This is a genomic window from Streptomyces sp. NPDC001135 (assembly GCF_053598395.1).
In genome coordinates this window covers 69,588-92,652 of sequence record NZ_JBSFKD010000034.1, presented here as the reverse complement: position 1 = coordinate 92,652, position 23,065 = coordinate 69,588, and the positions used below count along the sequence as shown (strand labels likewise).

General features: G+C 69.9%; 15 protein-coding genes and 7 pseudogenes. 6 read left to right on the top strand and 16 right to left on the bottom strand.

The annotated features are described in order from the left end of the window. Position 1 precedes the first annotated feature (1 nt). Positions 2-169 carry a hypothetical protein gene (locus ACWC94_RS33055; RefSeq protein ID WP_450800985.1) on the top strand — a complete coding sequence of 56 codons (168 nt, stop codon included), beginning with the start codon at positions 2-4 and terminating at the stop codon, positions 167-169. Positions 170-207: 38 nt separating this feature from the next. Here ACWC94_RS33055 and ACWC94_RS33050 read toward each other — a convergent pair. The 3 pseudogenes from ACWC94_RS33050 to ACWC94_RS33040 form a co-directional block, all read right to left on the bottom strand. Further along, positions 208-325, bottom strand: a pseudogene (locus ACWC94_RS33050) (respiratory nitrate reductase subunit gamma); the annotation flags it as partial. Further along, positions 325-576: pseudogene (narY, locus tag ACWC94_RS33045) on the bottom strand (nitrate reductase subunit beta); the annotation flags it as partial. The pseudogenes ACWC94_RS33050 and narY, both read right to left, overlap by 1 nt. Further along, positions 575-1,581, bottom strand: a pseudogene (locus ACWC94_RS33040) (molybdopterin dinucleotide binding domain-containing protein); the annotation flags it as partial. The pseudogenes narY and ACWC94_RS33040, both read right to left, overlap by 2 nt. Between ACWC94_RS33040 and ACWC94_RS33035 the strand changes: the two are divergent. After that, positions 1,561-1,941 (top strand): SRPBCC family protein, encoded by a 381-nt coding sequence (locus ACWC94_RS33035; RefSeq protein WP_450800983.1) that lies wholly within the window; start codon positions 1,561-1,563, stop codon positions 1,939-1,941. The pseudogene ACWC94_RS33040 and the gene ACWC94_RS33035 overlap by 21 nt on opposite strands. Beyond that, entirely contained in the window at positions 1,826-2,398 is a 573-nt protein-coding gene (locus tag ACWC94_RS33030; RefSeq protein ID WP_450800981.1) for a VOC family protein, read from the top strand. Before ACWC94_RS33035 ends, ACWC94_RS33030 begins: the two co-directional genes overlap by 116 nt. Before the next feature lie 303 nt (positions 2,399-2,701). Here the strand turns inward: ACWC94_RS33030 and ACWC94_RS33025 are convergent, their stop codons facing one another. From ACWC94_RS33025 to ACWC94_RS33005, 5 genes are all read right to left on the bottom strand, one after another. After that, positions 2,702-3,460 (bottom strand): YqjF family protein, encoded by a 759-nt coding sequence (locus tag ACWC94_RS33025; RefSeq protein ID WP_450800979.1) that lies wholly within the window; start codon positions 3,458-3,460, stop codon positions 2,702-2,704. A 270-nt stretch (positions 3,461-3,730) separates the two neighbouring features. Continuing rightward, positions 3,731-4,078 (bottom strand): STAS domain-containing protein, encoded by a 348-nt coding sequence (locus tag ACWC94_RS33020; RefSeq protein WP_450800978.1) that lies wholly within the window; start codon positions 4,076-4,078, stop codon positions 3,731-3,733. A 401-nt stretch (positions 4,079-4,479) separates the two neighbouring features. Continuing rightward, positions 4,480-5,469 carry an L-threonylcarbamoyladenylate synthase gene (locus ACWC94_RS33015; RefSeq protein ID WP_450800976.1) on the bottom strand — a complete coding sequence of 330 codons (990 nt, stop codon included), beginning with the start codon at positions 5,467-5,469 and terminating at the stop codon, positions 4,480-4,482. A gap of 107 nt (positions 5,470-5,576) precedes the next feature. Then, positions 5,577-6,218 (bottom strand): carbonic anhydrase, encoded by a 642-nt coding sequence (locus tag ACWC94_RS33010; RefSeq protein ID WP_450800974.1) that lies wholly within the window; start codon positions 6,216-6,218, stop codon positions 5,577-5,579. A 224-nt stretch (positions 6,219-6,442) separates the two neighbouring features. Continuing rightward, positions 6,443-9,118, bottom strand: coding sequence for an amino acid permease (locus ACWC94_RS33005; protein ID WP_450800972.1), 2,676 nt, complete (start codon positions 9,116-9,118; stop codon positions 6,443-6,445). 495 nt (positions 9,119-9,613) lie between these two features. Between ACWC94_RS33005 and ACWC94_RS33000 the strand changes: the two are divergent. Then, a pseudogene (locus ACWC94_RS33000) lies at positions 9,614-9,805 on the top strand (ATP-binding protein); the annotation flags it as partial. Positions 9,806-10,003: 198 nt separating this feature from the next. Here ACWC94_RS33000 and ACWC94_RS32995 read toward each other — a convergent pair. The 5 genes and pseudogenes from ACWC94_RS32995 to ACWC94_RS32975 all read right to left on the bottom strand — a co-directional run bounded on the left by ACWC94_RS32995 (position 10,004) and on the right by ACWC94_RS32975 (position 15,875). Continuing rightward, entirely contained in the window at positions 10,004-10,576 is a 573-nt protein-coding gene (locus tag ACWC94_RS32995) for a hypothetical protein (RefSeq protein WP_450800999.1), read from the bottom strand. Between the two features lie 3 nt (positions 10,577-10,579). Continuing rightward, a pseudogene (locus ACWC94_RS32990) lies at positions 10,580-11,200 on the bottom strand (cytochrome c oxidase subunit I); the annotation flags it as partial. 146 nt (positions 11,201-11,346) lie between these two features. After that, a pseudogene (locus ACWC94_RS32985) lies at positions 11,347-12,067 on the bottom strand (NAD(P)-dependent oxidoreductase); the annotation flags it as partial. Positions 12,068-12,271: 204 nt separating this feature from the next. Next, a complete protein-coding gene (gene ppdK, locus ACWC94_RS32980) occupies positions 12,272-14,956 on the bottom strand; it encodes a pyruvate, phosphate dikinase (RefSeq protein ID WP_450800970.1) in 2,685 nt (894 codons plus the stop codon). A 16-nt stretch (positions 14,957-14,972) separates the two neighbouring features. Further along, positions 14,973-15,875, bottom strand: a complete 903-nt coding sequence (locus ACWC94_RS32975; RefSeq protein WP_450800969.1) for a universal stress protein — start codon at positions 15,873-15,875, stop codon at positions 14,973-14,975. Between the two features lie 257 nt (positions 15,876-16,132). Between ACWC94_RS32975 and ACWC94_RS32970 the strand changes: the two genes are divergently transcribed. After that, positions 16,133-16,465: a universal stress protein gene (locus ACWC94_RS32970; protein ID WP_450800968.1), complete on the top strand. Its 333-nt coding sequence runs from the start codon at positions 16,133-16,135 to the stop codon at positions 16,463-16,465. Positions 16,466-16,469: 4 nt separating this feature from the next. Here ACWC94_RS32970 and ACWC94_RS32965 read toward each other — a convergent pair. The 3 genes and pseudogenes from ACWC94_RS32965 to ACWC94_RS32955 all read right to left on the bottom strand — a co-directional run bounded on the left by ACWC94_RS32965 (position 16,470) and on the right by ACWC94_RS32955 (position 20,429). Next, positions 16,470-16,966 (bottom strand): annotated as a pseudogene (locus ACWC94_RS32965) (flavodoxin domain-containing protein). Between the two features lie 16 nt (positions 16,967-16,982). Further along, positions 16,983-17,714, bottom strand: a complete 732-nt coding sequence (locus ACWC94_RS32960; protein WP_450800967.1) for a CBS domain-containing protein — start codon at positions 17,712-17,714, stop codon at positions 16,983-16,985. Between the two features lie 24 nt (positions 17,715-17,738). After that, entirely contained in the window at positions 17,739-20,429 is a 2,691-nt protein-coding gene (locus tag ACWC94_RS32955; RefSeq protein WP_450800966.1) for a bifunctional acetate--CoA ligase family protein/GNAT family N-acetyltransferase, read from the bottom strand. Positions 20,430-20,729: 300 nt separating this feature from the next. Between ACWC94_RS32955 and ACWC94_RS32950 the strand changes: the two genes are divergently transcribed. Then, entirely contained in the window at positions 20,730-23,045 is a 2,316-nt protein-coding gene (locus ACWC94_RS32950) for a SpoIIE family protein phosphatase (protein WP_450800965.1), read from the top strand. Positions 23,046-23,065: the final 20 nt, after the last annotated feature.

Below are 23,065 nucleotides of genomic sequence, written 5' to 3'. Positions count from 1 at the left end.
CGTGGGAGCACTGGTCTGGCTGTTGATACCGGTCGTCGTCGGAGTGGGGGCCGGTATCTGGTCCATCCTCGTGCAACGCGTCCACAGGCCGCCGCTGGGGCGTGACTTCGCCCGCCACCAGCGGATGAGGGAAGTGTTGGAGCGGAACTCGGTCCCTGACCGGCGCTGAGGTCACAAGCCTTCGGGGGAATGCCTGCACGGCGTTGGTCAGCCCACGCGCTCCCAGCCGCGGCGGGGAGGGCGAGCACCGAGCTGGGTGTCGCGGCTCCGATAGACGATGTGGGGGCGGGTGAGGTAGCCGATTCGGCGCGGGGATCATGTGCACCGCGGCAGGTAGAACATGAAGGTCTGCTCGAACTCGGGCTTGATCTTGTCCGAGACCTCGCGCAGAAGTACGTCCTTCTCGCCTGTCGCAGCGGAGTTGCCGAGGTCGTCGTCCCAGTTCGCCGACCAGGAGATCTTCATGTCCTTGCCCGTGATCAGGGAGGTGGGACGGGCGACGGGGGTGTGTTCCCGCTTGTTCAGTTCCCAGCCGCCCAGCCAGGGGTCCTGGTCTTCGTAGCGGCGTGGGTAGCCGCCCCGTCGTCTCGGTGCGGGGCACGTCGATGAGGCGGTCCTGGGCGTGGTGCATGTAGACGGTGCCCTCGGGCATGCGGTGCGAGACGATCGCACGGGCAGCGACTACGCCTTTGCGGTTGACCGTCTCGATCCAGTCGTTGTCCGTCACGCCGATCTTCTCCGCGTCCTTGGTACTCATCCAGATGGTCGGCCCGCCCCTGGAGAGGGAGAGCATGAACAGGTTGTCCTGGTACGCGGAGTGAATGGACCACCTGTTGTGCGGGGTAAGGTAACGGACCGTCACGCCCAGCTCCCCCACATCCGAGCCACGGCTCGCCGAAGAGCGCGTCCAAGTTCAGCGGCGGCCAGTAGACCGGGAGTTGTTCGCCAAGCGCGGTCATCCAGTCCTGGTCGAGGTAGAAGTGCTGGCGTCCGGTGAGGGTGTGCCAGGGCTTGAGGCGTTCGACGTTGACGGTGAAGGGCGAGTAGCGGCGTCCGCCAGTCTCCGAGCCGGACCACTCCGGGGAGGTGATGACCGGCACGGGGGCGGCCTGGGTGACCGGCGAAGGTGATCCGCTTGCCCTCGTGCTCGGCCGCCAGGTCCGCCAGGTCCGCCAGCTGCGTGCGGGTTGCGTTCCTCCAGTCCGTGGAAACCCTGGGTGGCCAGGTGGCCGTTGGTCGTGCCGGACAGGGCGAGGAGCGCCTCGCACGCCTGTGCGTCCCGGGCGATCGACGGCCGGCCGTCGGCCGCCCCGCCGCGCACCACGCCGTTCTTGTGCCGCAGGTAGTCCAGTTCCCTGGCCACGTGGAACGTGACGCCCTTGGTCGTCGCGCCCAGTGTGTCCAGCAGCGGGCCGAGGACACCCGTCTTGTCGGCGACAGCGCCGTAGTCGCGCTCGACAGTGACGCGTTTCGGCATGGTGCGTCCGGGTACGGTTCGCACTCCCCCGCCTTCCAGTCGCGGACCCGGCCGCGCGGGTTGGCCAGTTCGTCGGGTGTGTCGTGCAGCAGCGGCGCGGCCACGTGGCGCAGGTCCCGCAGGGTGATGGGCGGCAGGGATCGGCTCGACCCGGGAGTTTGCCGTGCTGGGTGCCCGTTTCCGCGAGACGGTTCTGTTTTTGCGAGGCCCCGACACAGTGGGTGTACCGAGGCGACGTGGCCGATGCTCGGCTCTTCCGTGCCTTGGTCGAGATGTGGTCGCTGAAGGACTCCGGGGATCGGACCACGGTGCGGTGGACGCTGGCCGCGGATCCGAACGGCCTCGTCCGTGCCCTCACAACACCGGCACGGCCGTTGCTTCGGTGGCTGTTCCGGCAGGCGATGCGCCGCTTGGGCACCGGACTCGCCCAGGAGCAGGGCACGCATCAGGAGGGAAGACGATGACCAGTCCCTTCCGCATCCCGTCAACCAACTCGGCTGCGTGGTGCGTGACCTGGATGCGGCCATCCAGGGCTGGGCCGAACTCGGCGTGGGGCCAAGGCTGACGATGCGCCACGTCGAGGTCGGAGACCTCGCCTATGAGGGAGTGCCCTCGCACCCGAGGATCGATCTCGCTCTCGGGCAGAATCACGACCTTCACATGGAGCTGATCCAGCAGACCGACGACTCCCCTTCGATCTACCGGGACTTCATCCGGCCGGGCCGGGAAGGCATGCACCATCTCCGCTGGTTCTGCGAGGACTACCCGGCCGCCCTCGCCTCGGCACTCGCCGAGGGGCGCGCCGAACTGCAGCGCGACAGCTGGTCGGGGGCGCATTTCAGGTATCACCGGCCCGCGAGTGGGAACGGGATCACCACCGAGCTGATCGAGCTCACCAGTGTCCTTGTCCAGGCTTCGTGATTCGGGGCGCGTACGCACGGGGCCGTCGGTGCCACCTGCCGGTCCGAACAGTCCTCGCGCGGGGACGATATGAGCCACTCAAAGAGGCAAGCAGTCAGGGCCGATGGTCCCCGCCCGTGCGCCGCCGTCCTGGGCAGCACAGGAGCGATCCGCGGCATCGGAGCCGGAGAGACAGGCTTGCGAACCTGTGTCACGTCCTCTTCTCAGAGGTCATAGCTGTGCGAGGTGCGTTGGTGGTCTTGGTTGCTGTCCTGGTCGGCGACGGGAGGGCGACTGAACGGCAACGGAGAGCTGTTCAGGCGGTCACCGGGAGGGGCGCGCCCGGCGGACGGGACGGCCGAGGCGAACCGGGACACCCGGTGAGTACAGGACACTGACCGGGGCGGTGCTCGGCGCGGGCAGGCCGGCCGCGGTGAGCAGGTTCTCCTCGCAGGTGATCAGCTCGGCGCGGTGCAGGGGCCAGCGCGGGTGGTGGTTGGGCAGGTACGCCGCACCACCAGCGAAGGGGTTGTGCATGCCCCAACGGGCCGTGAGAAAGAGCTCCAACTCGCTTGGTTCCTGGATGCGTTCGCCTGGGCGTACGGTGACGCGGCTGTACGCGCCGCGCACACCCGGCCAGCGTCGCGAGCTGGTGTAGGTGACGGTGTCACCGGTGGTACGCAAGGACATACGGGACCACAGGTAGGGAAGGCGGAAGCCGATGCGTCCCATCACCACGGGGATCAGACGCGAGGCGTCCATCGAGCGGAAGACGACACCGCGGCGGCCGTGCGCGTCAACCGAGTACAGGCGCACATTGGTCTCCGGGAACGAGCCGAGATAGGGCACACCGGGCAACCGGAACCAGCCGACCTTGTGCATGCGGAAAGCGACGAGCCCGATGTAGGTGACCCCACCGTGGATGTCGGGGACGGTCCCGGCCGGCATCAGCTCTGCCACTACGGCCGGATCGACGGCCCAGTGGATGAACGTCAGATCCAGCCACTGCTGGGTGAGCAGCGGGAAACGTATGTCGACAGGAGCGTCCGGGGAGCCCGGAGCGTCGGGGACAGGCTTCTGCATGACTCGAGGATGACAGGCGACTGTCCCCGACGAGTAGGCCCAGCTGAACGGAACCCAACCACCGCCGGACCCGACAACCCCGATGACCTGCGAAAACCGGGTGACAATGTGTCCGGCAGCCGAGAGCAGCGAGAGAGGCCGGCCTTGCCGCTCCCGGTCGTCCAGGCCCTCTCGCCGGTCGTGGGCCGTCCACAGCGAGGCCACCTGGACGTGGCGCTCGAAGTGCTGGTCCGGCAGGCGCGGTAGGAGCACTGGCCCGGTGAAGTCACGTCAGCTGCCGAGAGCCACCTCAGCGTCGGTGACAGTGTCGAAGACCCGCAGAACCTGATCGGCCCCGGTCATCTCCAAGATCCGGCGTAGCGGTGCAGCGACACACGCCAGCACCAGGACCGCTCCGCGCTCCTCGGCCACGCGCCGAACGCCCAGAAGCACGTTCAGTCCTGCCGAGTCACAGAAGGAAACGCCAGAGAGGTCCACGACGAGCCGGCCGCCTTCGGCGATCAACAGGTCGAGACGCCCACGAAGAGACGCGCCAGCCATATAGTCCATCTCGCCGCTGACTCTCGCCACCACGCAACGGCCCGATGCGGCCAACTCGACCAAGGCGACCTCGTCCACAGTGCTCACCCAACCGTCTCGCCACGAGACCTCGGAGGCGGATAGCTGCCATGACCCTATCCCCGACTGCGGGCCGCAACCGTCGCTTACCCCCGGCCCGGCTCGCACACCGCTCTCTATGCGTCAGCCGCGCGGCCTGGCAGGCGATCGTGTCGGACCTCGAACACGCCGGCTACCTCTCCGGGAACGCATTGGGCGCCGCACCCGCTCCACCATCAGCCCGGACAGGACCCTCGGCTCCCCAGACCCGACGCTCCCCGTCCGCACGCCGCTGGCCCTCTTTCACCAACCGCTGAGCGCGAGACCCCGCCTTGAGTGCACCCTGCCGGTAAGGCGATCACGCATTGGCGCAAGCCCACATCCGACTGGCACGAAGGCAGGCCGCACACCGACAAGCATCCCTAGCCGCCGGAGGGCCGGGGCCCCGCGGCGCGGCGGAGCCGGTTGGCGATCGCCAATCCCAGACCCTCCTCCAAAGGCAACGAGGCGAGGATGAGGTCGCACCCCTGCTGGTCGAGCTCGCGCAAGAACCCGTACAGCCCGCGCGCGTAGGCGGCCATCGAACCGGGGACCTCCACCACGGCGTGCGCCTTCACCGCAGCGTCGGCGAAGCCAGTAGGAAGAAAGACGCCCACCTGATGCCCCAGCTCCTGCGCGCGCTCCGCCTCGGCGACGACCTCCTCGGGCTCGACGAGGACCACCCGCGCCCGAGGCGCGTAGTGCGACGGGTGCTGGCCCGGCACCCGGACACGGCTCGTCGAGGGGACATCGATCGGGCAACCCAGCACCGCTTCGAGGTCCTCGCGAGTCACCCCGCCCGGCCGCAGGACGCTCGGGATCTCGCCCGTGACGTCGACGATGGTCGACTCGACACCGACCTCGCAGGGGCCACCGTCCAGCACGAAGTCGACACCATCACCCAACTCGGCACGGACATGGTCCGCCGTCGTGGGGCTGACCGAACCGAAGCGGTTGGCGGACGGGGCCGTGACACCCCCGCCGAAAGCCGCCAGCAGCGCGAGTGCGACGGGGTGGTCGGGCACGCGCACGGCCACCGTCTCCAGACCACCGGTCGCCTCCAGGGGCACCCGGCGGCCGCGCCGCAGAACGAGCGTGAGCGGCCCCGGCCAGAAGTGTTCGGCAAGCAGGCGCGCCGCCGCGGGCACGTCCTCGACCCAGTCGTCCAAATGCTCCGCGCCGCCAAGGTGCACGATCAGCGGATGGGAGGCCGGACGCCCCTTGACCCGGAAGATCCGCGCAACGGCAACAGGGTCCTCGGCGTTGGCGCCCAGTCCGTAGACGGTTTCGGTCGGGAGGGTCACGAGCCCGCCGGCGCGCAGAACAGCGGCAGCCTTCTCGATGTCACTGCTTCTTGCCTTCACCCTCGCCATCCTGCCATGGCGCCGCTCCCCACATTCCGTGGTCTCGTCGGCGCATAACGACCAGCCAGCAGTGCTCGGGCCTGCACGTACGACAGGCGGGCGGCCGGCAGCGGGCCTTACCGTGCGGAGGCAGCGGCCCTGCTCAAGCCCTGGGAAGCGACCAGTTGCGCACTGCCGTCGGCCAGCCGGTAGGACAGACCCACCACGGCGAGGCGCCCGGCGGCCACCCGCTCGGCCAGCACGCGGGAGCGGTCCAGCAGCAGGTCGACGGTGTGCCGGATGTGCTCATGGAGGATCTCCTCGCCGCTGTCGCGTCCCGCGGCGCGGGCAGCCAGCACACTCGGGGTCACCCGCTCGACGACGTCACGCACGAAACCGGCGGGCACCCTGCCCCCATCGCTGGCGGCGCGGGCAGCTGCGACGGCCCCGCACGAGTCATGGCCCAGAACCACGACCAGCGGGCAGTCCAGCACGCTCACCCCATACTCGATGCTGCCCAGCACCTCCGACCCGACCACATGCCCGGCCGTGCGGACCACGAACAGATCACCCAGGCCCCGGTCGAAGATGATCTCGGCGGCCAGCCGGGAATCCGAGCAACCGAACAGCGCAGCGAAGGGACTCTGAGCCGGTGCGGTCTCGGTGCGGCGAGCAGCGTCCTGGTTGGGATGCTCCGGCAAGCCGGTGACGAACCGCTGGTTGCCGGCCAGCAGCATCTCGAAGGCATCATCGGGAGTCGGCGTCAGCATCTCGGTCATGGCCGCAGGCTACGGCCGGTCCAGCGGAAACGCGCGGCCAGGTCCGCGGACGGCGGCGTCCGCACCTCCGCCGGCGGCGCACCCGGACGCCGGGCGACGTCGCCCCCGACCCGCCTCATCAGCGCGCTGCGGAGCTGCTCTCGACGACGGCCGAACCCTGCCCCCCCGACAGTGCGCGCCCGTGCCGTCAGCGCAGCGCGATCAGGACCAGACTCATTACACGATCACGGGAGGGACTGCTCCACCCAGATGGTTTTGCCGGTGGCCGTGTAGCGGGTGCCCCACTGCTGAGCCATCTGGGCGATGATGAACAGGCCGCGACCGCCCTCGTCGTCGGTCTCGGCGTGCCGCAGATGGGGTGAGGTGTGCCCGGTGTCGGACACCTCGCAGATGAGGGTCTGATCGCGGATGAGCCGGACGTGGATCGGCCCGGTGGCGTAGCGGATGGCGTTGGTGACCAGCTCGCTGACGATGAGTTCGGTCGTGAACGCCAGATCGCCCAGGCCCCATGCGCCGAGCTGCTCCGCGGACGCGTTGCGTGCATCGGCGACCATCGCGGGATCGGGCGGCAGCTCCCACTCGGTCACCTGGTCCTCGGTGAGCATCCGGGTGCGGACGAGCAGCAGAGTCGCGTCGTCGTTCGTCGGACCCGGCAGGAGTGCCGCGACTGCGCGGTCACAGAGCTTTTCCAGCGCATGGCGGTGCTTGGCGAGGGCTTCGGCGAGCAGGCCGAGTCCGTTGTCGGGGCCGTCGGCGGTCCGGGCGAGGCCGTCGGTGAAGAGGGCGACGAGGCTGCCTGGGGGAAGCTGGAGTTCCGTGCTCTCGTACGGCAGACCGCCCACTCCCAGCGGTGGGCCCGCGGGCAGTTCCGGATAGGTGGCGATGTCGCTGTCCGGCCGGAGGACCGCTGCCATCGGGTGTCCGGCGCGCGCCATGGTGCACCTTCCGGACACAGGGTCGTACACCGCGAACAGGCACGAGACACCGAGGACGGCTTCATCCGCGGGCTTCCTTCCGGCCGCGCCATCAGCGCCGTGTTTCGGTGCCTCCTCCCGGGCGGCTTGTCGGACCATGTCGTCCAGGCGGAAGAGGAGTTCGTCCGGGGCGAGATCGAGGCGGGCGAGGACGCGTACAGCCATGCGCAGGCGTCCCATGGCGGCGGCGGCGCGCAGGCCGTGGCCGATCGCCTCGCCGACGACCAGACCGACGCGCGTGCCCGAAAGCGGGATCGCGTCGAACCAGTCGCCGCCCACCCCGGTCCGGCTGTCGGCCGGAACATATCGGCTCGCCAGCTCTACGGCGTTCTGCGGCGGCAGTCTGTCAGGCAGCAGGCTCCGCTGAAGCTTGAGGGCCGTGGTGTGCTCATGGGTGACGACCAGCATCAGCACGACGCCGATGAGCAGGGCGCCGATGCCCACGACGGTCACTCCGCCTGTCCGCCCGATGATCGGAAGGTCGATGGCCGTCTTGCCGTAGCCGGGGTCGGCGTAGACATCGAAGGCGGCGTAGCAGAAGAGGCAGAGCATCATCAGCCCGCCCAGACCCGGCAGCAGGCCCTTGAACAGGAGATCTCTGCCGCTGCGGGTGAGCGCGCGCCGGTGGTACCAGACGCAGGCGAAGCCGGTCAGCCCGTAGTAGAACGCGATCGCGAGGCCGATCGACCCGATGGAGTCGGCCAGGAAGTCGTGGCTGATCAACGTGAGCAGGACCAGGAAGGCGATCGAGGCCAGGCCCATGCCGATGGTCGACCAGGTGGGGGTGAGGAATCTGCGGTGAACGCGGGCGAAGCGGGAGGGAAGGGCCTTGTGCGCGGCCATGGAGAAGACCGTCCGGGCCAGGGGCAGGATGGTGGTCTGGGTGGAGGCCGCCGAGGATGTCAGCACCATGAGGGTCAGCAGCTTGGCGAGGAAGAGCCCCAGGTCGTGGCTGCCGAAGACGGCAGAGCCGAGCCCTGAGAGCACGTCGTCCGCGTTGTTCCTGTTGCCGAGCCCGATCCCGGAGGTGCCGACTCCGGCGAATGCCTGCACCGAGGTCGCCACCAGAGCGTAGGTGATCAGTAGCAGCACGGTGGAGATGACTGCGGCGCGCCCGGGGATGCGCGTGCTCTCGGCCGTCTCCTCGTTGACCGTGACGGCGGTGTCCCAGCCCCAGTAGATGAAGACGGCGGCGAGGATGCCCGCGGTCAGCGCCTTGGTCGAGGGCACGTCGAACGGATTGAACCAGGAGGCGGAGACGTGTATCGCTGTCTCCGGACCGCTGGTGTAAGCCCTGACCAGGGCGGTGATGGCGAACAGCAGCAGGACGGCCACCTCGATGAGCAGGAGCCCGCACTGGACGGCGGCGGAGATCTCGATGCCGACGTAGCAGATCGCGGTCATTACCCCGATCCAGACGACCCCCACGAGGGTGATCCATACCCGGTGCTGTGCGAGTGCGTCGTAGCCGAGGAGCCTGAAGGTGTAGATCCCGGCGATCTCGGCGAGGTTCGCCATGACGATGATGTCGGCGACGATGATTCCCCAACCACCCATCCAGCCGGCGCGCGGGCCGAAGGCACGCGTCGCCCAGGCGAACGTGGTCCCGCAGTCGGCGTAGCTCGCGTTGAGCTCCCGGTAGGCATATGCGATCAACAGTATCGGGATGAAGGCGAGCATCGTGATGATCGGCGCCTGACGGCCGACGGCCGCCACGATGAGGCCGAGCGTGGCCGCCAGACTGTAGGCCGGGGCGGTGGAGGCCATACCGATGACCACGGAGGAGAACAGCCCCAGAGCGCCGGACCTGAGGCCTTTCCTTCCCGCACCGGCGTCCGGCGCGTCCGGCGTCTCGGACAACTGGGGACGACCGGGGAACGGCTTCACACCGGATGCCGACTCCTCATCCCGCTCGGGCAATCCCATGACTCGATCTTGCAATCACCTTCCGATCTGAGTCGGAAAGCCGCGCCGTAAGCGGGGCAACCTACCCGTTCAACGGGTCCGGCTGCCGTGGTCCTGCGATCTCTCGGGTTGGTGTCGGTGGTAGTGAGAGTCGGTGGTGGCGTTCGGGACCCGGTCACAGCTTCGGTCCGAGACTCCGGGGTGGGGGTCAGCCAACCAGCACAGGCTCGGCGGCCGGGGTGAACGGACGGCCGTCCAGGGTCCAGTGCGAGTCCGGGACGATCTCCAGGGCGGCGAACACCGAGGACCCTCGCGGGGGGACCGCAGCGGCGCAATGACAGCACTGCGCGCACCCAGTTGCTGATCGTCCCGCGCGCAGGGAGCCAGTTCCCAGTATCCGGCGGACTCGTACCGGATGGTCTACCGTGGCGGAGGCTGCGATGTCACATTCGTCCGAGGAGCGACGCGATCCCCTGAACGGAGACAGTCCTCTAGACCGCGGATCGGGCGAGGGATGTGGCACGCGGCTTTCTTTCCGTTCTTGCGCCCTGTGGTGGGGATGAGGCGGACGCGGTGCTGCTTGTCGTGACCGAGCTGATCAGCAACGCGGTCCGCCACGCCGGCGGCGTGACCGGTTTCGGGCTCAGGGCCAGCCCCGGGACGGTGACGGTCACAGTGCACGACGCCAGCCGCCAGCCCCCGCGGCCACAGCTCACAGATACGAGAGAGCCCGGCGGGTTCGCATGGCTTCTGGTGCAGGAGCTCGCGATGACGTCCAGGTCAGCGTCGGTCCCACCGGCAAGGCGGTTTCGGCGGTCTTGCCGTTGTCCTACTGAGCCTGATCACCAGCTCGGTGCCCAGGATGGGCGCTCTCCACCGGCTTGCCGACACGATGGTGACACGGCACTACTGCGCTTCGTCACGGACGGCGACCGGTTGGGTCAAGCGGTGGCGTCTGAGCACCCGTCCATAGAGGACCGCGAAGGTGAGGAACAGCGCGACCACCGCGCAGGGCACGGCGGCAACCGTCCACCAGCCCACGCCGTACTCGCGCTCTGCGACAGCCCCCAGGGCCGCTCCGACCACGGCGGCAGCCAGCCCGATACCGATAAGCACAGCGACGATGTACCGGGCGCCTCCGGTGTCCGGTGGTTGCCGAACGTGGCCGAGCACCGCCCAGTCGCGTGCCGCCTCCCCCCTCTCGCGGCGATGCTGCACTGCCGCGTGGCCCCGGAGGCCCACCGTGACGGCGGCGCCGGCCACCGCCGCGCCGGAAGGTGTCCACCACTCTTCGCAGACGAACAGCAGTACCGCGACGATCCCGCTCGTGGCCCAGCCGCTGAGGCAGGCCGCCGCGGCTCTGCGCCGGGCAAGCGGCCGGTCGGCTCCCGCGCGCAGGTCGGCGAGGGCCGGCAGGTACCAGACGCAGCCCGCCGCGGTCACCGTGGCGGCTCCCAGGGCGAGGACGGCTTGGGGCATGGCCTACCTCGCCGCCTCTTCGAGTCCGGTGATCTCCGGGTGGTGCAGGTCGAACGCCGGGGACTCACTGCGGATACGAGGCAGGGTGACGAAGTTGTGGCGCGGCGGCGGGCAGGAGGTCGCCCACTCCAGTGAACGGCCGTAGCCCCACGGGTCGTCGACCTCGACCGGCTTGCCGTACGTGGCCGTCTTCCAGACGTTGTAGAAGAACGGGAGGATCGACAGGCCGAGCAGGAACGACCCGATCGTGGAGACGGTGTTGAGAGCGGTGAAGCCGTCGGCGGCCAGGTAGTCCGCGTAGCGGCGGGGCATGCCTTCAGCGCCCAGCCAGTGCTGGACCAGGAACGTGGTGTGGAAGCCCACCGTGAGCGTCCAGAACGTGATCTTGCCGAGGCGTTCGTCGAGCATCTTGCCGGTGAACTTGGGCCACCAGAAGTGGAATCCGGCGAACATGGCGTACACGACCGTACCGAAGACCGTGTAGTGGAAGTGGGCGACGACGAAGTACGAGTCGGAGAGGTGGAAGTCCATCGGCGGGGAGGCGAGGATCACGCCGGTCAGTCCGCCGAAGAGGAAGGTGATGAGGAAGCCGGTCGTCCACAGCATCGGCGTCTCGAAGGAGATGCGGGTATGGACCTGGCCCCTTCCCGGCCGCCGCCCCATGATCGTCGGAGGGGCACCCGGGCCGGATAGGGCCGAACAGCCCCGGGCCGGCCCACGGATGGGGTCCAACGGCCCCTCTTCCGCCGCGCGGCGGAATCAGACGTGGATCAGGATGTCTCGGGGCGGACGAGCACGTTGTCGCCGGAGCGGCCGGCGAAGTAGTCCTCGATGTTGGCCACGGTGGTCTGGGCGATCCACCCAACGGCGTCCCGGGTGAAATAGGTCTGATGGGAAGTGACCAGGACGTTGCTGAAGGTCATCAGCCGTGCGAGACGTTCGTCAGTCATCACCTCCAGCGACTTGTCCAGGAAGAACACGCCGGCCTCCTCCTCGTACACGTCGAGGCCGACACCGCTCAGCCGTCCGGCGCGCAGCGTCTCCAGCAGGGCGTCGGTGTCCACCAGGCCGCCGCGGCTCGAGTTGACCAGGATCGTGTCGTCCTTCATCAGGCCCAGGACCTTGGCCTCGACGAGGTGATGGGTCTCCGGCAGCAGCGGCACGTGCAGGCTGACCAGGTCCGCCTCGGCGAATAGCTGCTCGCACGGAACGTACTCCATCCCGAGGGCGAGGCAGTCGGGATTCTCGACGACGTCCCAGCCCGGCAGCCGCATCCCGAACCCGTGGGCGATCCGGGCGAACGCCGAGTACGGCGAGTAGTACGAGACCCGGGCAAGCATCCGTGAGCCCCAGTTCCTTGGCGGCGGTCAGGTCGACGTTGTTGTAGCCGGTGGACCGCTGGGCGATCAGTCGGGTGCCGCCCTTGGCCAGCGAGCGCAGAACGCCGGCGTCCAGGGTGTCGTTGACGCTGCTGAGCACGAACGCCCGTCCTCACCGGCGGCGCGAGCGTGCCCCCGTTTGGGCGGCGGGAACGAAGGGGCGGAGCCTGCAGATCCACGCCCCCGGTGGATGCGGTTCCGGTCACACGCCCTGGCCTCCCCCCACAGGGGAGGGGATGCCAGGGCGAGCCCAGCACGCGCCACACCCGGGCTGCGCCGGTGCCTGGGACCCCGATCGCCAAGCCGGACGTGACCGTCACCGGCTGTCGCTGGTTTCGGTTTCCGTGAGGGCTGCTCGTCCCGCCTCCAGTCGAGCGGCCGGGATGCGGAAGGGAGAGCAGGAGAGGTAGTCGAGGCCCGCCCGGTGGAAGAAGTGGATGGACTCCGGGTCGCCGCCGTGTTCGCCGCACACCCCGGTCTCCAGCCCGGGGTTGACGGCGCGGCCCGCCTCCACGGCCAGCTCCACGAGCTTGCCTACGCCCTCCTGGTCGATCGTCTCGAAGGGGGACATGCTGAGGATGCCCTTCTCCAGGTACAGCGGGAAGAAGGACGCTTCGGCGTCGTCGCGGGACAGGCCCCAGGTGGTCTGGGTGAGGTCGTTGGTGCCGAAGGAGAAGAAGTCGGCGGCGTCGGCGATGCGTCCGGCGGTGAGGGCCGCGCGGGGCAGTTCGATCATTGTGCCGATCGGGAGGTGCAGGGACCTCCCTGTCTCCGCCGTGACTTCGGCGAGCACGCGCTCTGCTTCCGTCCGGGCCAGGCGCAGTTCCTCGACCGTTCCGACGAGCGGGATCATGATCTCGGCGTGCGGTCGGCCGCCCTCGCGCTGCCGGTGGACGACGGCCTCGGCGATGGCGCGGACCTGCATGGCCATGAGGCCGGGAACGGCCAGTCCGAGCCGTACGCCGCGCAATCCCAGCATCGGGTTCTGCTCATGCAGGCGCTCGACGGCATCGAGCAGTTCGCGGTCGTGGACGTCCGGATGGGTGGCGCTCGCCAGGCGGACGGCCAGCGCGGTGCGGTCGGGCAGGAACTCGTGCAGCGGCGGGTCGATGAGGCGAATGGTCACCGGCAGCCCGTCCATGGCTTTGAGGATGCCGACGAAGTCCTCGCGCTGCAGCGGCAGCAGCGTCGCGAGAGCCTCATCGCGGGCCGTGTCGTCGCGGGCCAGGATCATCGCCTCGACCAGCGTCCTGCGGTCGCCGAGGAACATGTGCTCGGTGCGGCACAGGCCGATGCCCTGGGCGCCGAGCCGGCGGGCGCGTGCGGCGTCCTCGGGCGTGTCGGCGTTCGCCCGTACCTGAAGGCGGCGAACGCAGTCCGCGTGTGCGAGTGCCGCCAGGACCGCCTCGGTCAGCGAGCCCGTGCTCTCACCGGTCTCCAGCGCGCGCCCGACGTCAGAGGCGGTGAGGGGAAGGGCGCCGAGGTGCACGGTGCCGGCGGTTCCGTCGACGGAGAGGATGTCGCCCTCGCGTACGACGACTCCTGAGCCCGTGGTGAGTCGGCGGGCGATCGGGTCGACGGTCAGCGACTCGGCCCCGCACACGCACACCTTGCCCATGCCGCGCGCGACGACGGCGGCGTGGCTGGTCTTGCCGCCCCGGCTGGTGAGGACGGCCTGAGCGGCGATCATTCCGGGCAGGTCGTCGGGGGTCGTCTCACGTCGCACGAGAATCGTCTTCTCTCCGGCAGCGGCTCGGCGCTGGGCCTCGGCGGAGTCGAAGACGACGACCCCGACTGCTGCGCCCGGTGAGGCCGGTACGCCGTGCGCGAGAGGCACGTCGGCGGGCGTGGTGTCGAAGCGGGGGAACATCAGCCGGGTCAGCTCGGCTCCGTCCACGCGGGCCAGCGCCTCGTCGGCCGTGATCGTCTTCTCCTCGCACAGGTCGTGGGCGATGCGGAAGGCGGCCTCGGCGGTGCGCTTGCCGACCCGCGTCTGGAGGATCCACAGCCGGCCGCGCTCGACGGTGAACTCGACGTCGCACAGGTCGTGGTAGTGGTTCTCCAGCGTGCGAAGGTGGTCGCCGAGTTCGACGTAGGAGCGGGGATCGAGGGTCTTCAGCTCGCTCAGGGGTACGGCGTCGCGGACTCCGGAGACGACGTCCTCACCCTGGGCGTCGGGCAGGTAGTCCCCGTACATGCCGCGGGCGCCGGTGGCGGGGTCGCGGGTGAAGGCGACGCCGGTACCGGAGTCGGGGCCGAGGTTGCCGAACACCATCGCTTGGACGTTGACGGCGGTGCCCAGATCGTCGGGGATGTGCTCACGGCGGCGGTAGACACAGGCGCGTTCGCCGTTCCAGGAGTCGAAGACCGCACGGATGGCACGCTGCAGCTGCTCGACAGGATCCTGAGGGAAGTCCTCACCCGTCTCCCGGCGGATGATCGCCTTGAACTCCTCGGTGAGGACCGCGAGTTCCGCAGCGTCGAGGTCGTGGTCGTCGCGCGTCCCGCGCTGCGCCTTGTGCGCGGCGATGGCCTGCTCGAACACACCGCCGTCGACGCCCATCACCGTGCGGCCGAACATCTGCACGAGCCGCCGGTAGGAGTCCCAGGCGAACCGCTCCTGTCCGGCCGCCTTGGCGAGGCCGGCGACGGACTCGTCGTTCAGGCCGATGTCGAGGATGGTCTCCATCATGCCGGGCATCGAGAAGCGGGCGCCGGAGCGTACGGACACCAGGAGCGGATCGTCGGGCGCGCCGAGCGTGCGTCCCATGGTCCGTTCCAAACCGGCCAGGGCGCGGGCCTCCTCGATGCACAGTTCGAGCGGCTCCTCGCCCGTGGCGAGGTAGACCTTGCAGGCTTCGGTGGTGACGGTGAAGCCAGGCGGCACGGGCAGTCCGAGCCGGGTCATCTCGGCCAGGCCGGCGCCCTTGCCGCCGAGCAGGTCGGCCATCTCCCGGCTGCCTTCGGCGAATGCGTACACGTAGGTTGTCGGTGTGCTCATCGCGCTCTCCGGTCTCTCACTCGTGGGGCACGACGGCCAGCGGGCAGCCGACGTGGTGGACGGCGGCGTGGGTGACGGGGCCGATGCGCGGAACTGTCGGCTGCTCGGACAGGCGGCGGCCGACGACGAGGAGGCTCGCCGCGGAGGCGGCCCGGACCAGCGCGGTGGAGGCCTTGCCCTCCACAACGGTCTCCAGGACCTCGGTCTCGGGGTACTTGTCACGCCACACCTTCAGGACAGCGGACAGGAATCCCTGCCACTCCTCGGCCCGCTCGGGATCGTTGACCAGAGCAATGTCTCCGGGGCCGAGGCTGAGGGCAGAAGGCGGCTGCCAGGCGTACACGACACGCAGGCGGGCCTGCCGCAACTGGGCTTCCTCGAACGCGAACTCGATCAGCTCGTCGCAGGCATCAGCGAGGTCGATGCCGAGCACTACGTCGAGGTAGCCGGTCCGGGTGGACGGGCTGCCGTCGTCCGCCGGGAGGTGCTCGTCCTCGGCCTCCTCCCCTGCCCGTACGAGGACCACGGGACGGATGGCCTTCGCGACAACCCCTTGGGCGACGGAGCCGACGAGAAGTCCGGTGAAGCCGCTCAGGCCGCGCGAGCCCAGGACCAGCAGCTCGGCCTGTTCGGCGGCCTTCAGCAAGGCCGCGGTCGCCGGGCCCTCGACCTGCTCGTCGGTGAGGCGCACGCTGGGCACGGCGCTGCGGATGCGCTCCTCCGCGTGCCGCAGGACGCGGCGCGCCAGATGCCGCTGCGCGGCGTTCGCCGGCTCCCCTTCCGTCTGGCGGGGATGCCACTTCCAGGCGTGCACCAGTCGCAGCGGTCGGTCACGACGCACGGCCTCGCGGGCGGCCCACTCTGCGGCGGCGAGGCTCTCGGTCGATCCGTCCACTCCGGCGATGACGGGCGACAGCATGGTGCGCACCTCCTGCGCTTGTTCTGCTTGGTACTGCCAGCGTCTTGCTGAGGGGACCCGGTCGGATATGGGCCGCAAGGGCTCTCGCAGGTCCATTCGGCCCCTGCGCCGGTCCTGGGGCCGTCGGCACGGTAGGAGGAGTGAGAGCGGGTCACCTGTGTGCCAGGAAGGCGATCGTCGTGAGCCGAGTCATCATTGCCTGCGCCAACGGGACAGGCCGTAGTCCGGCCTGGCAACGAGCACGGCCACTCGCCCTCATGGCCGTCTCCGCGTGCCCCGTGGTCCTCATACCGGACGCCATCGCCCCCGTCACAGCTCCGGCACGCCCGGCCACACAGGTCACCCTCGGGATGGACGCCCGTCACCCGGCGGAGCGGGCCATCGACTTCGCCTTCGACGCCGCCCAGGCCCGGGGTGTACGGCTGCACGCCGTACACGCCTGGGAACTTCCCTCCTGGGCCGCCGGGTTGCCCTTCGGTGTTCCCGAGGAGGACCGTGCCACCCGGACTTCCTGCAAGCCTTGTTGCGCGAAGCCCGATGTCCGATCGCCATCGTGCCGTGAACCTGGGCAGGCCAAGGCGAGGAAATGACGGCCTAAGCAGCCGTCAGTTCCTCTGCGACCCGCTCCGCCCAGGCCTCGATGGCGGGAAAGTCGCGGAAGTCACCGCCCTTGCCGTTGCGAAGGATCGTCCGTGCGACTCTTCCGCTCGCACCCTCCTCCAGGCAGCCGCCGAAGGTGACGTGCTCCCTGACGCCGAGCCGGTCCATGACGCGCCGCACGCCGGACACGGGCGGGATGTTCCGCTCCGAGGCTGGAACGTCCAGCGGCCCGCTGCTGAAGAACCACAGCGGACGGTCGCCCAGGGCCCGGCGGTGGCGGCGGACGAAGCGGCGCGCGTCTTTGTGCCAGCGGCCGGCGTACAGTGCGCCCCGACCACCACAGCGTCGTACATCTCGATGCTCGCCACCGATGGTGCAGGCCGTGCCTCTGCCGTCAGCCCCTCCTCGCCCAGCACCTGGGCGACCGCCTCGGCGATCTGCGCGGTCGATCCGTTCGTCGTCCCGTACGCGACCAGGACCTTGCCGGTCATGGCGGTCCGCCTCCCCTCACAGTTTGCGCAGCCAGTCATCGGCAACGCCGTGCGGGGCCTGTTCGGCAGGCTGCACGTGGCTGTCGTCCAGGCGGTAGGTGAGGTTGTCGACCACCGCGACCACGCCGTCGATCTGCTTGGTCATGCAGACGGCGATCTCCGTCTCACTCTTGCGCTCCATGCGGCCGGCGAGCGTGACCACACCCTCCACCACGGAGACGTCGACGCTCTGCGGCGGCAGCCACAGCGCGCGGACAAGGACGTCCTCGACCACCTCGTCGCGGATCTCCGTGTCCGGCCGGAGGAAGACCTGGAGCAGGTCCCGGCGGGTGACGATGCCGACGAGCCGGTCCTCCTCGTCCACGACCGGCAGCCGCTCCACGCGCCGCTGGGCCATGATCCGCGCGGCCTCGACGATGGTGTCCTCGGCGCGCACGGTGACGGGCGGTTCGGTCATCAGCTGGCCGGCGGTGCGGGCCGCCGCCTTCGCGGCCCTTCGCCTTCCGTCACGTGTCAACGCCATCGCCCGGAAGCGGCGCTTCGGCTCGTACGGGTCGGGTATTTCGGCCTGGCGGGCCATCAAGTCGGTCTCGGAGATGACGCCGATGACGTTCTCGTCCTCGTCCACGACCGGCAGTCCGCTGATCCTGTGGTGGGCGAGCAGCCGCGCCACTTCCTTGAAGGGGGTGCCGTACGAGGCGCGGACGACGTCCGTGGCCATCACAGAGCCGACCTTGTTGTGCTTCATCACTGGTTCCTCCTCGGTGGAGACTCAACGGAGTCGGCGCAGATAGGAGTCCTGCGGCCTGCGTGGCACCAGCCGCACCCGCGCGTCGAGCACGGAGACATCGGCCGTGGTCGCGAGCACGGGGTTGAAGTCGACCTCGGCGAGCTGCGGCAGGTCGGCCGCCATCCGGGACAGGCGCAGGAGCAGCTGCTCCAGCCCTTCGAGGTCGGCCGGCCCGCTGCCGGGCGCTCCGCACAGCAGCGGCGCGCAACGCGGCGCGGTGATCAGGTCGTGCACGTCGTGGTCGGTGAGCGGGGCGAGTCGGGCGGTGTGGTCGCCGAGGACCTCGGTCGCGGTGCCGCCGAGCCCGAACAGTACGAGCGGGCCGAAGACCTCGTCCTGGACGACGCCCGCGAACAGTTCGGTGCCGCGCGCGGCGAGCGGCTGTACGACCACACCGGTGAGCAGCCCCGCGAACCGGGTCCCGAAGTCCCGGAAGGCGGCCCGGACTTGGGCATCGCCCTGGAGGTCGAGGTGCACGGCCCGCTGCTCGCTCTTGTGGACCAGTCCCGGCCAGTGGGCCTTCATCACCAGCCGGCCGTCCGGACCGCGCAGCCGCTGGGCCGCGAGGACGGCATCGTCCTCGGTCTCCGCCCACGCCCACGGGATCTGCGGGATGCCATAGCAGGCCAGCAGGTCGGCACAGGTGCGCGGGTCGAGCCAGCCGCCGTCCGGATGCGCGGCCAGGAAGGTGTCAGTGATCTCCTGGGCACGGGTGGTGTCGATGCCGTCGAGTTCCGGGACCGTGCCCACGGGCCGGGCGAGCCAGGCCGCGCGGCGTGCGGCGTGAGCCAGCGCACGTGCCGCCGCCTGAGGTTCGGCGTATGAGGGGATGGTGCCCGCGTCGGCGGGCAGCAGCTTGACCGGCAGGCCCTGTTCGAGGCGTATGGCGGCAACCGGCTTGGCCCGGTGCGCGGAGGCGTCGGTGAGTGCCCGGACGAGGTCGTCACCGGTCGCGGCGGCGACCGCCGTGGGTACGAGAGCCACCAGTACGGCGTCGATGCCCGGGTGGTGCGTCAGCCGGTCCAGGCAGTCCGCGAGCTGTTCCTCCGTGACGATTGCGCTGGCGTCTACGGGGTTGCCGACCGCCGCACCCTGCGGGAGCACGGCGAGCAGGTCGTCGACGACTTCAGCGGGCAGCGGCGGCAGGGCCAGTCCCGCCTCTGTGCAGGCGTCGGCGGCGAGGACGCCCGCGCCGCCCGCGTTGGTGACGATCGCGACGCGGGTTCCCGCGGGGAGCGGCTGGGAGTGCATCAGGGCGGCGGTTTCGAGGAGTTCGCCGACGGAGCGGGTGGCGGTGATGCCGGCCTGGGTGAACAGTGCCTGCCGGGTCACGGTGCGGGTGGCGGCGGCCGCGGTGTGGGAGGCGGCGGCCCGGCGGCCCGCCTCGGTACGGCCCGCGTCGACGGTCAGCACCGGCATGCGGCGGGTGACGCGGCGGGCCGTGCGGGAGAACGCGCGGGGGCTGCCGAAGGACTCCAGGTGCAGCAGGGCGAGTTCGGTGCGGCCGTCGCTCTCCCACCACTGGAGCATGTCGTTGCCGCTGACGTCGTACTTGTCGCCGAGGGAGGCGAAGGACGAGACGCCGATGCCGAGCCGGGACAGCCCGTCGAGCAGGGCGATGCCGACCCCGCCGGACTGCACGGCGACGCCAGCGGTACCGGGGCGGGGGTGGTCGGCGGCGAAGGTGGCGTCCAGGCGCAGGTCGGGGTCGGTGTTGGAGATGCCGAGGCAGTTGGGTCCCACCAGGCGCATGCCGTGGGTGCGGCAGGTGGTCAGCAGCGCCTGCGCCTGGCCGGCGTCGAGGCCGGCGGTGACGACGAGCAGCGCCCGGACGCCGGCCCTGCCGCACTCCTCGGCCGCGACCGGGACCACTGTGGCCGGGACAGCCACGACCACCAGGTCGGGGGGCTTCGGCAGCGCGCTCACGGACGGGTACGACGGCACGCCGAGGATGTGGTTGACACTCGGGTTCACGGCGAACAGGCGGCGGGTGTAACCGCCCTCCTTCAGGTGGTGCAGGATCACCCGGCCGACCGAGCCGGGTTTGCGTCCGGCGCCGACAACAGCGACCACGTTCGGGCACAGCAGCGGCTCGAGGCTGGCCACGTCGGCGGCCCGCCCCCGGGCCTCCACAGCCGACAGATAGGCGTCGTCCGCGTCGAGCCGGATGGTGCAGCGCACCTCGGGCCCCTCGAAGTGGCGGGCGGTGCGCAGGCCGAGGTCGGCGAAGAGCCGGAGTATCTCGCGGTTCTCGCTGAGCGCGTCGGCGGTGAAGGTGGTGATGCCGTCGGCCCGGGCGGCGGAGACCAGGTGCTCGACGAGCAGGGTGCCCACTCCACGGTGGTGCAGACCGTCGCAGACGGCGATGGAGATCTCGGCCTCGTCCTGCCCACCCGCCGTGTCGTACTCGGCGAGTCCGATCACCTGACCGTGCGTCTCGGCCAGCAGGGCCCGGTAGCCGGGGTGCGCCGGGGCGCAGGCCCGGTCGGCGGCCAGAGCGGCGGACCGGGGGCTCATCGAGAAGAACCGGAGACGGAGGTTCTCCGGGGACATCTCCTCGTAGAGCCCCTGCACCTGGTCGTGGTCGGCCGGGGTCACAGGCCGGATGCACACGGTGGTGCCATCCGCGAGCAGGGCGTGAACCGGGGGGCGGTTGAGCACGGCGTCCGACATCAGGGATCTCCTCCAAGCCTCTCGACGGTTCGAGCATCAGACGGATCACGACGGGATCCCATGGGCTGTGTGGAGGTCCTCCGAGGGCCGGTCGGCCCTTCTTCCCCGGGGTGCGTGTCCGTGGATCGCCGGTTTGGCAGGGATGTGACCGGACGGACGCCGCCAAGGAACGGTCACCGCGGTCGTCGTGTGCGCACAAGTTCGGGCACTGGGGGCCACTACACGACTTGTCATGGCAGAACTGTGTGGTTTGCGTTGGGATGACCTGTCTCAACGTGAGCCTGGGGGGCGAGGACGAGAATGAACGACTTGATCGAAACAGCACCATCTGATCCCGCCTGCACGGTGGAACCTGGCACGTGCCGGTGCGGCGCCCGGGCCCCCGGTGGCGTTCCGGGCGCCGCCGAGGAGAGGTTCAGGGGGCTGCTGGAAGCGGCGCCGGACGCCATGGTCATCGTCGACGACACCGGCACCATCCGCCTCGTCAACGCCCAGACCGAAGCCCTCTTCGGCTACCAGCGCGAAGAACTCCTCGGCCACCCCGTCGAGCTCCTCGTCCCCCACCGCTTCCGCACCCACCACACCGCCCACCGCAACGGCTACGCACACAACCAGCAGGTCCGCCCCATGGGCGCCGGACTCGACCTCTACGGACTACGCAAAGACGGCACCGAGTTCCCCGTCGAAATCAGCCTCAGCCCCCTGGAAACCACCGACGGCCTCCTCGTCTCCGCCGCCGTACGCGACGTCAGCGAACGCAAAGCCGCCGAGGAGAGGTTCAGGGGGCTGCTGGAAGCGGCGCCGGACGCCATGGTCATCGTCGACGACACCGGCACCATCCGCCTCGTCAACGCCCAGACCGAAGCCCTCTTCGGCTACCAGCGCGAAGAACTCCTCGGCCACCCCGTCGAGCTCCTCGTCCCCCACCGCTTCCGCACCCACCACACCGCCCACCGCAACGGCTACGCACACAACCAGCAGGTCCGCCCCATGGGCGCCGGACTCGACCTCTACGGACTACGCAAAGACGGCACCGAGTTCCCCGTCGAAATCAGCCTCAGCCCCCTGGAAACCACCGACGGCCTCCTCGTCTCCGCCGCCGTACGCGACGTCAGCGAACGCAAAGCCGCCGAGGAGCGCATCAACGAGCTCGCCGGGCTGGTCGAGTCATCGCAGGACGCCATCCTCGCGAAGACCCTGGACGGCCACATCACCTACTGGAACGCCGCCGCGCAGCGGCTGTACGGGTTCACTGCGGACGAGGTCCTGGGCCGGCACGTGTCCATGCTGGCACCCTCCGCGAGGAACCACGAGATCACCGCGCTCCTGGAGCGGCTGCGCCAGGGCGAGAAGGTCGAACACTTCGAGACGTTGCGGCTCACCCGCTCCGGGAAGCTGCTGGACGTCGACGTCACCCTGTGGCCGACCCGGGCGGCGGACGGCGCGGTCGTCGGGGCGTGCGCGATCGTGCGGGACATCAGCGACCGCAAGCGCGCCGAGGCCGAGTTGACGGAACTGTACGAGCAGCAGCGGCACATCGCCCTGACCCTGCAGCGCAGCCTGATGGGCACGCCGCCCGCCATCCCCGGCCTCGCCACCGCCAGCCGCTACCAGCCCGCGACCCAGGGAGCCGGTGTCGGCGGTGACTGGTTCGACCTGATCCCACTGGGCGCCGGCCGAGTGGGCGTGCTGATCGGCGATGTGATGGGCCGCGGTCTCGAGGCCGCGGCCGTCATGGGACAACTTCGTTCTGCGGCACACGCGTTGGCCAAGACCGGGCTCCAGCCACGGCAACTGATGCAGGCGATGGACACCGTCGTCGCCGATCTCGATGTCCCCGACCAGCTGGTCACCTGCTGTTATCTGGTCATCGCCGCCGACGCCGGAGAGGTGACCGTGTGTTCCGCGGGCCACTTGCCGGTTCTCGTCGCCGTCCCCGGTGCACGCACCCGGCCGCTCCCGGCACCCGTGAACGCCCCCCTCGGCGTCGGTGGCGTGATCTACGAACAGTGCTGCGACACCATCGAGCCCGGCGCCACCCTCGTGCTCTACACCGACGGCCTGATAGAGACCCCCGGCACCGACATCGAGGACAAGCTCACCCAGCTCGTCGCCACCCTGGACGAGCTGCCGACCACGGTGCCCGACCTGGAGACCGCCGCCGACCACGTCCTGTCGACGCTGCTGCCCGACGCGGACGGCCACGACGACGTCACGCTGCTGCTGACCCAGCTGCCCGCGGCTCCACTGGCCACGGCCACCACCGACCTGCTCGCCACGCCCGAATCCGTGCCGGCGGGCCGCGAGTTCCTCGGCAAGGCACTGAGCACATGGGACTGCGCGGACACGACGGATGACGCCCTGCTGCTGCTTTCCGAGGTCCTCACCAACGCCGTGCAGCACGCCCAGGGCCCCATCGGGGTGCACGTGTGCCGCACCGACACCGATCTCACCGTGGAGATCAGCGACCGCAGCCCCCACCTGCCGCAACCGCGCCTCGCGGCGGAGGACGAGGAGTCCGGGCGCGGCCTGCTGCTCGTTCGTGCCCTCGCCGACGACTGGGGCGTACGGCCAATGGACCACGGGAAGACGACCTGGTTCAGCCTCAAGCTGTAGGAGCCGCCGTCGGCGTCTGC

Coding starts and splice junctions, on each gene's coding strand:
- ACWC94_RS33025 (WP_450800979.1), bottom strand. CDS start 3,460: ATGCAGAAGCCTGTCCCCGACGCTCCGGGCTCCCCGGACGCTCCTGTC.
- ACWC94_RS33015 (WP_450800976.1), bottom strand. CDS start 5,469: ATGGCGAGGGTGAAGGCAAGAAGCAGTGACATCGAGAAGGCTGCCGCT.
- ACWC94_RS33010 (WP_450800974.1), bottom strand. CDS start 6,218: ATGACCGAGATGCTGACGCCGACTCCCGATGATGCCTTCGAGATGCTG.
- ACWC94_RS33005 (WP_450800972.1), bottom strand. CDS start 9,118: ATGGGATTGCCCGAGCGGGATGAGGAGTCGGCATCCGGTGTGAAGCCG.
- ACWC94_RS32995 (WP_450800999.1), bottom strand. CDS start 10,576: ATGCCCCAAGCCGTCCTCGCCCTGGGAGCCGCCACGGTGACCGCGGCG.
- ppdK (WP_450800970.1), bottom strand. CDS start 14,956: ATGAGCACACCGACAACCTACGTGTACGCATTCGCCGAAGGCAGCCGG.
- ACWC94_RS32975 (WP_450800969.1), bottom strand. CDS start 15,875: ATGCTGTCGCCCGTCATCGCCGGAGTGGACGGATCGACCGAGAGCCTC.
- ACWC94_RS32970 (WP_450800968.1), top strand. CDS start 16,133: ATGGCCGTCTCCGCGTGCCCCGTGGTCCTCATACCGGACGCCATCGCC.
- ACWC94_RS32960 (WP_450800967.1), bottom strand. CDS start 17,714: ATGAAGCACAACAAGGTCGGCTCTGTGATGGCCACGGACGTCGTCCGC.
- ACWC94_RS32955 (WP_450800966.1), bottom strand. CDS start 20,429: ATGTCGGACGCCGTGCTCAACCGCCCCCCGGTTCACGCCCTGCTCGCG.
- ACWC94_RS32950 (WP_450800965.1), top strand. CDS start 20,730: ATGAACGACTTGATCGAAACAGCACCATCTGATCCCGCCTGCACGGTG.